Below are 7,752 nucleotides of genomic sequence, written 5' to 3'. Positions count from 1 at the left end.
TAAAACCTTATTTAGTCTCTCGTTATTGCTATCAAAACCGTATCCTAATAGGTGTAGAGTGGTTGGGAATTCTGCACTTATCTCTACTCCAGGAACAAACTTTAATTTTTTTAAATCTGTAAAATTTTCCAGGGCTTTGATTCCATCAAGGGTATCATGATCGGTGATAGATAGATATTCTATATCTTTTTCTAAGGCCAGATTCAATAATTCATGAGGAGTATCAGTCCCGTCGGATCCTGTAGAATGAGTATGAAAATCAACTTTCACTATTTCCCTCCTGTTTTAATTAGTAATATAGTGTCTTTTTTGATATTGCTCTTATCAACCATTCATCCGCCCTTGAGAATTTTTTTGAGGCTGGCGGAATGTCATATAACTTTTTCAGCATAAAAAAAGCCCTGAGCGATAGTGAAAAGTTTGAGTAAGTACCGCAAGGCACAAACTTTTATGCTGTGTTATACACTGTCGGACGAAGGAGAATTGGTCAGATATTGAAATATCCCCTTCCGATTTTTCTCATATACTCATTAATAGCCTCTTTGAGGAGTTTTCTTCGTTCTACGATAAAATCTCTAAAGTTCTCCACTTTCCTTAACTCTGTATCTAATGGAACAAGCTGATCTTTTAAACGATCTGCTTCGATATTGCTCAAATATTTCTCGGGTTTCGATTTCAAAATTGTTCTGTTTGCTTTTTGTGAAAGAAATGCAATATTTGCAATATCATCTATCTCATGTGTTTTGAAATCCCCGCTTTCTTTCAATATTGCTTTTGGAAAGATATGGTGTAGTTCAAGTTGATGTTCAGGTCCCACATTAGTGGAGCTTAGAACGGTTCCTGTAAACCAGTCTTTAGCGTTCTTCTCTCTCAAAATAGTAAATATCAAAGGTAGGAATGAATGGCGTTGATACTTTCCTTCTATCATCTCGGGCGTTATGTCAAAACTGGGAACGTCTCTTCTTAAATTAGCTATCATACCGTTAATTGAATTTGAAGATTCTATGGCTTTCAAATCCTGATCAATCTTTGTTTCTGGGCTACCTGTGAACCTTCCATGGATAGTCGCTTCAAAAAACCAAAATAAAAGCCCTTTTACTTCATCGTCTATTATCTGACCTTGCTTTTTCGATAAATAAACCACAAGAGGAACGAGAGCATTTATCGAAGGTATCCAATCCGACGACTCGATTCCAGCGTTGTTCTTCAAAAAGTTAATGGTGTGATCAACGGCTTTCTTGGTTCTTTTCCATATATTTTCAAGTTCGGTAGGGCTTTTCTTCCATAAAGCGCTTAAATACCGAAATCTGCTTTGACCTGTGCCGATTGCAACAAAACACCTCATCAGAAAACGAGCTTCTAAATCATAGTTTGCCTGTTCATATTCGTCCAAAGCATTTTCAAATTCTTTTACCAAGGCTCCTGGCCAACGAAATGCAAGTTGGGCCATCGCTAATTCAGCTTCTCTTAGTCTAGTCCCTCTTGAGTTGACTCTTATGAAAGATTCTGTAATCTCTTCATAATCATCTGTATGTATGATCATAACAGGATAGCGGTATTCTTTTATTTTTTCCAGACTAGACAGTCTATCGAGATATACGTCTAATTTAGAATCATCAGTTTGAAAGAGAAATGAATCCAGTTGTGTTTTTAGTTCCCGCCAGACTTTGACTGCACCTTTGTTAATCACATCCTTTACAGAAATCCACAAGGGGTTTGCCTTCAATTTTTGGTTATAAATTTGAAACGATTCCTCCTCAACATTGAAATAAACATCTATTTCTCCGCTAAATATCTTTATTAAGGATGTTAATCTTTGCTGTCCGTCTAGAATCAAGAAATCAGGCGCTTTCTTCCTATCCTCGTCAAGAGTTGGTTCTCTTAATTCGGGAAACTCTTTAGGTTTCCACAAAAGAATAAGCCCTGAAGGGTATTCCCGGTAGAGAGAATCTACTAAATCTCGTGCCTGTGGTCTGTTCCATACATAACTTCTTTGTATCTCAGGTAATCCCAGTGCTCCTTCTCCAAGTTCTTCAATAAGTACACTTACAGGTTTATCAGTTCTTTCTAATTTAGCCATAGTTTAAACCTCCTCTATTGTTTTATTCGACAAAGTTCGATTGCGAATAACGTTCTTCCGATAAAAGAAGTTGCTTAAGGAAATTTGAGCGAATGCTCGAAGCACCGTGGCCTTTTATCCGTTGCTATCGGATGTTGCGAGCCCGCTGAGCCCATTATTTTTGGTTTTGTTTATATCTCTTATTTCCAACACTTAATAAATCTTGAAAAGGGTCCATTTTTTTGATAGACATTTATAAAGCACCTTTCGAAGAATTCCTTATACTCCTCCCTTGAGTAAAGGTAGCAGCGGGAGAACCGTTTTGCTCCAAAGTAGGAAGGAGAATAATCTTTGTATACATCTGCTACATAAAGTTTTCCATCTAACTTTAGGATTCTTTCTACCTCTCTGAGGGTTTTATCAGGATCAGGTAGAAATGAAAATATTGTACTACATATAGCGCATAAGCAAAGTGATCGCTATCGCTTCTGCTCTTTTAGCTCACAAAAATGGGTAGAGGCGTTTTACTCTCTTTAGAAATTCTAAAACTTTAGAAACTTTAAAACTTGTTTTTACACTCCTTTGCCCCGCTCCACATTCAAACAAAAAGAAGATCTTCTTCTTATTTATTTTGGTTTTCTCACGAAAATAGTAGGTAATTAAGCTGGAGTTAAATTAAATTTATCCAAGGCAATAAAAAGCAAAATATCTTCCCGCATAAGAAGGGTTTTTGTAAATGAATGTTTTTTTAATTTATCAAATTTTTTACCTACACTTTTTGGAAGAAAAACACTTCTTTTTTAAACACTTCTTTTTTATTAATATAGATTAGCAAAATCAATCAATTTTGATAACTTGTCTGTTAATTGAAATTCTATTTTTTCTTTTTCAGACTTAATCTCCATTGTTATAGTTTCATTATTATTTAATATAGATTGTAAATTTTCAACATATCCAATAAGATATAACTTAGCATCCCCGTCACCTCTACAACCATAAGTTCCAAAATAACCACTTGCAGTCACTACCATATAAATCAATTCGAAATTTTCAACAGGTACTCCTTCAATAAAAATATTGTTTTTTAATAAAGTGCTTTTTTTTATGCCTCTAAAGTCGTCAAATTCTACTTCAAAAATTATATAATTTGATAGATCTCTTTCTTGGCCAAGAACTCCATAAACAAGCATTTTGTCTATAGAATCATAACCTCCTCCGGTCAATTCTATATCCTCAGTAACTTGTTCTGGTTTTATTCTAGTTACATAAGGATTTAAAAAATTAAAAGTTGTTGTTTTTATTGTGGCTTCATCTAATATAGTATCTCTAATATTTGAATCAATAGCACTAAAAACACTGATACTTAAAAATACTACCAACCAAGCTAAAATAAACTTTTTCATTTTTTCTCCTCCCTCGTATTTTATGATTTGCTAAATGATACCATATTATTTAATTATTTGTTCATATTTCATTTTTTTCTAGCCACACTTTTTGGAAGAGTACCAAAAAAATTAAAGACTTGTAATAAAATGTTAAATAAAATTTATTTTTGGTCATCATGAGCCCAAATTGCTTGCTTAAACATTATATTTTTGACTTCTTCTGGGCTCAATCCGTTATCTTCTGCAACTTGCTGATTGATTTCTTCTTCTGATAAATTTGGTTGTTTTTGTCTTATCTCTTTCCATTGTTTGAAGATCTTTACTTCTTCTTCTGTCAATTGCTTTGACCAATCTTTTTCTTTTAATGCAAACATATATTCCATTTTGTTATAATCTCCCGTTCTTACTTCATCTGCTTTTCTCCACTCACCTTCGGGAGCAAATTCAACATATCCTAAAGTATTGCCAAATCCTACATACTCTTCATAATCATAGAATTGAATAGAAAGTGCGTTAAAATCTTGATCGCTTTCCTGAAAATCATTAACAATAGCCCTAGCAACTAATTTTAATTGTTCGGTTGTAGGTTGATTTTTCACCACAACAGATATTTGATATCTTCTAATATTAGAATATGAAAGGTCTTCAATTTTAGCGACATCATATGATATATCAATTTCAGATTCTAAAACTTTTGATTCCGAAGTTCTAGATTCTGGATATGAATCATCAACTTTAGGTTCTAATGGTAAAAAAGAATTGATTATTAGAACAACAATAATCACAGCTAAAGCTATATAAAATACTGGCATTATTTCTTTTATCTTCACTGTATCATCTCCCTTTTTAAAGATGGAAACTAACTTTTCCAACTACTTAGGCAAATATATAAATATCTTCACTTCACTTTATAAAAATAGTGATAGGAGAATAATTTGCATTTTTGGAAATAAATTGTATCGTATGATTGTGTTGATAAGATATTTTTTTACTGCTTGTGCGTTATTTATTTTTTCCATAGAACTTTGTTTTTTTCGTCGTCGTATATCTCTTCAACATCTTCGGGCAGATCAATTTCTTCGATATATTTGGATATAGTTTCTTTGATCAAATCTTCGGGTAAAGAAGTGATAAGCCATAAGTCACTTAACCAAACTCTGTTGTTTTCTCTTAATGGTGCTTTATAAATACCACTTTCTACTGCTTTTGCAAATGTGGATAAAGGTACTTCTTTGATAAAGCCTTTACCTGAATCTTCTCCGTAAATATTGTTCATAAAATTAAATTATGCCTCCTTTATTTGCCCTTTCAATACAATTGGTCTAATGAGAATTTTTACAAGTTATTTAAAGCAATTTTCGTCCAACCTTCGAAATTCACATCCTTTAAATTTACGATTTCTTCTTTTTTCATCCATGTGCTTTCAAAGTTATCTTCTTCTTTAATCTTAGCAGAATCAATGAATCCGATAAAAAGGACACCTATATGAACTTTGGATACATCTTCATGGTTATCGTTGATTATTCCTTTGTAAACATATTTGAATGAATTAGTAATCCATAATTCTTCGTTTATTTCACGATCCATTCCGTTGAAAAAGGTTTGTTCCATAGTATAACCTTTATCCCCTCTGTTTATGTGGCCCCCTATCCCTATTGATATCTTGTTATGAAGTCTTTTTTCACCTTGATTTTGTGTTCTTTTTAAAACTAAAATTTTGTCTTCGTAGTTTTTGAACACTACATAAGGTATGATTTGTTTGTAATTATAATCATTTTCGATTGCATCTCTTTCGTAGAAATTACCACTTTCCAATATTTCCACAAAATCGCAGAATTTTATTTTAAAAAAATTCTCGTTGTTCGAAGATATTTTTTCTAAAATTTTTTTTGTGGGAATAGCTAAAATCTGCTCACTCATTCTATAATCTCCATGGTGATGTTGTCATTCGTATAAATACATATTTCACCGGCAATTTCTATGGCTTTTTTAGCAATTTCTTCAGCATCTAAGTCTGTATTTCTTAGCAAGGCCATTGCCGCAGCGTAGGCATAAGGTCCGCCGGAACCAATTGCAATTGCATCTTCTTGTGGTTCCATTACTTCTCCATTGCCTGAAATTAAAAAGATATTTTCTTTGTCGGCGACCAATAATAACGCCTCAAGTCTTCTAAGTGCTTTGTCCATACGCCATTCTTTAGTCAGCTCCACAGCTGCTTTCATAAGATTACCATGTGAAGACTTATACTTTCCTTCAAATCTTTCATACAAAGCAAGGGCATCGGCTACGGATCCAGCAAAACCTGATATTACTTTTCCTTCGCCCAATCTTCTCACTTTTTTGGCGTTGCCTTTAAAAACTGTTTCTCCCATTGTTACTTGTCCATCACCACATATTACAGTTTTTCCATTTCTTTTTACTCCTAATATTGTTGTCCCATGAAAATCCATGAATTATCTTTCCTCCTTGCAGTCACATTTTTTGTGTCTTAAGAAACTTTAAAACTTTATAGACTTCGCCCCTTCGCCCCGCTCCCCACCCCACAGTTAGCCCGTCCATCATGATTTTTGATTATTATATTTATTAAATCATCAAAGCTAATTCCTGCAGCTATTGCAGATGTTGGAAGATCACTTAATTCTGTTAAACCAGGTACGGTGTTTATTTCCAAAACGTAAATTTCATCGCCTTTTAGGATGGCATCGATTCTAAACATGTCTTTAAAAGAGAGTATTTTCATAAACTGATTCCCTATTTCATTTATTTTTTGTATGATTTTTTCAGGTGAATTAAGCTGTGGCCTGAGATCAGTTAACCCGTTTGTATATTTTGCTTCATAATCATAGAATTCTTTTTTTGGAATAATTTCAAGGATTGGTAGTAAGATGAACTCATCATTTTTCTGAATATAAGATATCGTTATTTCCTGGCCTTTTATATATTCTTGAACCAGAACTTCTTGAAATTCTTTCAAATCTTTCTCTAAATAGAATTTGAATTCATTTTCGTTGTGGATGATGTATACACCTTTACTTGATCCGCTTTTCCTAGGTTTGATGATAAAGGGGAACTGAAAAGGCGGTGATATCAATTTATTGGTTAGAATTGTCTGAGGCATTTGAACATAATTTTTAAATAGGTTATAGAATATAAATTTATCGTATGTGGCTACACAGGTTTCAGGGCTTGAGCATGTATAGTCTATTCCTAAGATGTCTAGTAAGGAAGATAGCCTTCCATCTTCTCCGTAATCTCCATGCACCACGTTGAAAGCAAATTTATAATTTTGAATTTTATTTATAAATTCATCATCTATTAAATCTATTATTAGTGGTTTATAACCTAAATTGTTTATAGAATTAAAAACATTTTTGGCACTTCTTAAGGCAATTTCTCTCTCTATAGATTTCCCGCCTGTAATGATTGGGATGTCCATTACTTATCTCCTTTTTAACTTTCTACATTTATTTTGTTAGTTGTTTGATTTCTTCGATTTCAAAGTATGTTTTGTCTTTTTCACAGTATAACTTTTCCTTTCCTTTTGAGGTTTTGTAGAATAATGTTTCGCCACAGTTGGGGCAACTGTACTCTGAAGGTTCGTTCCAATACATGGTTCCGCAAGAATCACATTTGAAATAAGTTTTTCCTTTTTTGCTTTTTAATTTTACGATGTCACCTCCACAGTTGGGACACTTTCCTCGTGCTTTTACATTGCGAGTATATTTACAATCAGGGTAGTTACTACATGCTATAAATTCTCCGAATTTCCCGTGTTTCAATATGAGGTCTCCACCACAGACGGGGCACTTTTCATCTATTTTATTTTCTTCTTTGTCTATTTTTAAAGTTTCTTGTAGGTATTCTTTTATGTATAATTTGTCCTTAATTGTTACTCCAAATGATTCAGCTGGGATTTTCTGAGTTTCCTTGCATTTTTCACAGGATAAATATAGACCGTATCGCCCAAAATTTAATTTCATGTTTTTCCCACATTTTTCACAAGGTACATCGCTTTCGTAATGTAAAATTTCTTGTTTATTTTTGATGTTGTTAGATGCTGTGGTAAGGAACTTTTCAAACTCTTTGTAAAACTGCTCTAGAACCACTTTACTTTTGTTTTTTCCGTCTTCTATCTTATCAAGGTCTTCTTCCATGTTCGCAGTGAATTTTACATCAACTATTTCTGGGAAATATGCTTCCAAAAAGTCGGTTACTACAAAACCAGTTGTTGTAGGCCTCAAGGTACTTTTTGCTATTTTGGATACGTATTTACGCTGCAAAAGTGTGGATATTATGGTTGCGTATGTT

General features: G+C 33.3%; 9 protein-coding genes. All 9 read right to left on the bottom strand.

Annotated elements, in window-relative coordinates; translation table 11 throughout:
* Positions 1–270: PHP domain-containing protein (locus JG780_RS09925; protein WP_287570452.1), on the bottom strand; the 270-nt coding region annotated here is incomplete at its 3' end.
* Positions 271–487: 217 nt separating this feature from the next.
* The gene (locus JG780_RS09920) at positions 488–2,080 is read right to left on the bottom strand and encodes a GmrSD restriction endonuclease domain-containing protein (RefSeq protein ID WP_287570449.1); all 1,593 of its coding nucleotides are present in this window, start codon (positions 2,078–2,080) and stop codon (positions 488–490) included.
* 797 nt (positions 2,081–2,877) lie between these two features.
* Entirely contained in the window at positions 2,878–3,462 is a 585-nt protein-coding gene (locus JG780_RS09915) for a hypothetical protein (RefSeq protein ID WP_287570447.1), read from the bottom strand.
* 143 nt (positions 3,463–3,605) lie between these two features.
* A complete protein-coding gene (locus JG780_RS09910; protein ID WP_287570444.1) occupies positions 3,606–4,274 on the bottom strand; it encodes a DUF4875 domain-containing protein in 669 nt (222 codons plus the stop codon).
* Between the two features lie 176 nt (positions 4,275–4,450).
* The gene (locus tag JG780_RS09905) at positions 4,451–4,720 is read right to left on the bottom strand and encodes a hypothetical protein (protein ID WP_287570443.1); all 270 of its coding nucleotides are present in this window, start codon (positions 4,718–4,720) and stop codon (positions 4,451–4,453) included.
* 59 nt (positions 4,721–4,779) lie between these two features.
* A complete protein-coding gene (locus JG780_RS09900; RefSeq protein ID WP_287570441.1) occupies positions 4,780–5,364 on the bottom strand; it encodes an NUDIX hydrolase in 585 nt (194 codons plus the stop codon).
* Positions 5,361–5,894: an ATP-dependent protease subunit HslV gene (gene hslV / locus JG780_RS09895; protein WP_287570438.1), complete on the bottom strand. Its 534-nt coding sequence runs from the start codon at positions 5,892–5,894 to the stop codon at positions 5,361–5,363. The genes JG780_RS09900 and hslV overlap by 4 nt, the downstream gene beginning before the upstream one ends.
* Positions 5,895–5,950: 56 nt before the next feature.
* Entirely contained in the window at positions 5,951–6,880 is a 930-nt protein-coding gene (locus JG780_RS09890; RefSeq protein ID WP_287570435.1) for an ATP-grasp domain-containing protein, read from the bottom strand.
* Between the two features lie 28 nt (positions 6,881–6,908).
* The coding region (locus tag JG780_RS09885; RefSeq protein WP_287570432.1) for a topoisomerase DNA-binding C4 zinc finger domain-containing protein at positions 6,909–7,752 on the bottom strand (844 nt) is incomplete at its 5' end.

Source organism: Thermosipho sp. (in: thermotogales) (assembly GCF_020054775.1).
Classification (GTDB): domain Bacteria; phylum Thermotogota; class Thermotogae; order Thermotogales; family Fervidobacteriaceae; genus Thermosipho; species Thermosipho africanus.
The sequence above is the reverse complement of the archived record's forward strand: the minus strand, read 5'-3'. Positions and strand labels throughout refer to the sequence as shown.

Coding starts and splice junctions, on each gene's coding strand:
- hslV (WP_287570438.1), bottom strand. CDS start 5,894: ATGGATTTTCATGGGACAACAATATTAGGAGTAAAAAGAAATGGAAAA.
- JG780_RS09905 (WP_287570443.1), bottom strand. CDS start 4,720: ATGAACAATATTTACGGAGAAGATTCAGGTAAAGGCTTTATCAAAGAA.
- JG780_RS09915 (WP_287570447.1), bottom strand. CDS start 3,462: ATGAAAAAGTTTATTTTAGCTTGGTTGGTAGTATTTTTAAGTATCAGT.
- JG780_RS09900 (WP_287570441.1), bottom strand. CDS start 5,364: ATGAGTGAGCAGATTTTAGCTATTCCCACAAAAAAAATTTTAGAAAAA.
- JG780_RS09890 (WP_287570435.1), bottom strand. CDS start 6,880: ATGGACATCCCAATCATTACAGGCGGGAAATCTATAGAGAGAGAAATT.
- JG780_RS09920 (WP_287570449.1), bottom strand. CDS start 2,080: ATGGCTAAATTAGAAAGAACTGATAAACCTGTAAGTGTACTTATTGAA.